The 2,905-nt window shown below is 43.4% G+C and carries 4 protein-coding genes; all 4 read left to right on the forward strand.

What is annotated here, in order from left to right; translation table 11 throughout:
* A partial coding sequence (locus BG32_RS08980) for an SPFH domain-containing protein (protein ID WP_147434908.1) occupies positions 1-735 on the forward strand: 735 nt, incomplete at its 5' end.
* Between the two features lie 5 nt (positions 736-740).
* Entirely contained in the window at positions 741-1,292 is a 552-nt protein-coding gene (locus BG32_RS08985; RefSeq protein ID WP_006492678.1) for a hypothetical protein, read from the forward strand.
* 61 nt (positions 1,293-1,353) lie between these two features.
* Positions 1,354-1,998 (forward strand): protein disulfide oxidoreductase, encoded by a 645-nt coding sequence (gene pdo, locus BG32_RS08990; RefSeq protein ID WP_121526708.1) that lies wholly within the window; start codon positions 1,354-1,356, stop codon positions 1,996-1,998.
* Positions 1,999-2,009: 11 nt separating this feature from the next.
* The coding region (locus tag BG32_RS08995) for an NAD(P)/FAD-dependent oxidoreductase (protein ID WP_121526709.1) at positions 2,010-2,905 on the forward strand (896 nt) is incomplete at its 3' end.

A 2,905-nucleotide genomic window follows, 5' to 3' on the forward strand; every position in this document is an offset into this window, starting at 1 on the left:
CCACCTCAGGAAGTTATCACGAAAGATAATGTGGTGGTTACTGTTGACGCGATTATTTATTACCAGATAACCGATGCATTCAGAGTTGTCTACAACGTTTCTAATTTCGAGATTGCTGCAATAAAGCTTGCACAGACGAACCTCAGAAACGTCATAGGAGAGATGGAGCTTGACCAGACCTTGACCTCGAGGGAGAGGATTAACGTCACCTTGAGGGAGGTCCTTGATGAAGCAACCGACAAATGGGGCGTCAAGGTTACAAGAGTTGAAATCAAGAAGATCGATCCACCTCAGGACATCATGGATGCCATGTCGAAGCAGATGAAGGCCGAGAGAACAAAGAGGGCGGTTATACTGGAAGCCGAGGGTTACAAGCAGTCAGAAATAACGAAGGCCGAGGGCGATAAGATGTCGGCGATTCTGCAGGCAGAGGGTCAGAGTGAATCGATAAAGAGAGTGGCCGAGGCTAATAAGTTCAAGCTTGTGACAGAGGCCGAGGGCGAGGCAAACGCTATCATAAATGTCTTCAAGGCGATTCATGAAGGAGATCCAACGAGAGACGTTATTGCAATAAGGTATCTTGATGCTTTGAAACAAATAGCCGATGGTAAGGCAAACAAGGTCTTCCTACCCTACGAGAGTAGTGCAATGCTTAGTTCCTTAGGTTCCATGGCCGAAATTTTTAAGGATGGAAAAGATCTTTCTGGCGGAAACGAGAAGGTTAGCAAGAAGTGATTTGATTGTTGATAAGTGAAACGCTGAGAATCTTCTTCAGCACATTGCTTATTGCAGGTTTGGCCACCGTTCTATCGGTGGCCTCAATTTTTGCGTTTCAGCGACAAATCAAAAAAGCTAATTTTCTTCTCCTGTTCATGAATGTTGCCTTCGCGAGTGGCGTTCTCTTCCTCTGCAATATCGTTTTCGTCAGAGAGAATAGACTTCATAATGTAATTCTCTTTCTTATTTCGTACTTGTATATCTATGGATCACTGGGAAGACATACTTCCAGATATGATGACACCTTTCGAATGCTATTTCTTTCCATGGGATACACTCGGCAGGAGTTCTTCAAGAATTACCTGATCGTTCAGGGTAAATGGAAACTTGCCGACTGTATTCTTTCCTTTACAGCAATAGCTACTGTGATTGAATTCATGTCGAATCACATAAGGAATTTCTACCCTGACGAGTGGTTGAATATCATGCTCTTATACATGACTATCTGTTTGGTCGTTGGTGTTAGCAGATGGTTTGGAGATAATTATGTAAACAAGTTGTCAAAGGAAGAGTAATATAAAAGTGTTACCATACCCCTAGTGGGTATAAAAATATTAGTCCTTGGGAGGGATATAAGTGGCGAAGCTTCTGCCCGACAACATAACCAAGCAAGTAAAGGAAATCTTCAGCAGCATGGAGGGCTCTGTAAAGGCACTTTTGTTCAAGAGCGAGAAAAATTGTGATTACTGTTCAACTGCAGAACAAATGCTGCAAGAGCTTTCCGAAATCGAAAGCAAGATTAGTTACGAAGTTCATGATCTTGATTCAGAAATGGCGGAGAAATATGGTATAGAGCTTGCACCCAGCATGGTACTTCTCACTCCGGAAGGTGACGACAAGGGTGTCAGGTTCCTTGGAATACCTGCAGGACATGAGTTTGGAACGCTTCTGCAGGATATCATTTCCTTTTCCAAGGGTGCGATTTCTGATCTCTCAAAGGATTCGATTCAGAAGATCGAAAAGATAAACTCTCCGGTGGATATAAAGGTCTTTGTTACCACCACGTGCCCTTACTGTCCAAAAGCAGTTCTTACAGCTCATAACATCGCAATGGCGAACAAGAACATAACGGCTTATATGGTTGAGGCAAACGAGTTTCAGGAATTGTCGAGGAAATATGGGGTCTCATCGGTCCCGCAAATCGTGATAAATGACAAGGTAACCTTTGTGGGAGCCTACCCTGAGGGTCAGTTTGTAGATCAAGTAATGAAGGCGGTTTGAGGAGGTTCAAAATGTCATTCTTCGAACTTGGTAGCGCTAAGAAATCCGAACTGAAGGACTTTTACGATGTGACGATCATTGGAGCCGGTCCTGGGGGCATTACGGCTGGTATATATGCCGTCCAGGCAGGTTTGAATCCCTTAATTATTGAAAAGGCACTTGATGGCGGACAGATGAACAATACTCAGACCGTCGAAAACTGGACGGGTTTCGCAAGTATTAGCGGCATGGAATTGAGTGAGAAGATGGCTGACCATGCTAGAGAATTTGATGTCCCCTTCACATATGCAGAAGTTGTAGATATCGATGGCGAAGGTCAGAATAAAGAAGTTATCCTTGATAATGGTAAAAAGATCAAATCCAGAGTAATAGTTATTGCTACCGGTTCCAATCCCAGAAAGCTTGGAGTAATGGGTGAAGAAGATTTCAAAGGCAGAGGTGTTAGCTATTGTGCAACGTGTGATGGTCACTTCTTCGCAGACAAGCACATTGCGGTGATTGGAGGCGGAAACAGCGCTCTGGATGAGTCACTTTATCTGAGCAAAATGGTTAGTAAAATAACCGTTGTTCAAAACCTGCCGAAGTTGACTGCAGACAAACTACTACAGAAGAAGCTTAACGATACGGGAAAGGTCGAGTACATCTACAGTTCAGTAGTGGATTCCATTGAGGGCGATTCACAGGTCAGAAAGATAAACATTAAGAATGTTGACAGTGGCGAGATTACTTCTCTAGAGGTTGATGGAATCTTTGTGTTCATTGGTTTGATTCCTAACACACAGTTTCTGAAGGGCAAACTCGAGATGAATGATTTTGGATACATCAAGACGGACGACTTCATGGAAACGAAAACAAAAGGGGTTTACGCCATAGGCGACGTAAGAGAAAAGGAAGTCAGACAGATAGT

It is taken from the genome of Mesotoga sp. HF07.pep.5.2.highcov (assembly GCF_003666285.1).
Lineage (GTDB): Bacteria > Thermotogota > Thermotogae > Petrotogales > Kosmotogaceae > Mesotoga > Mesotoga prima.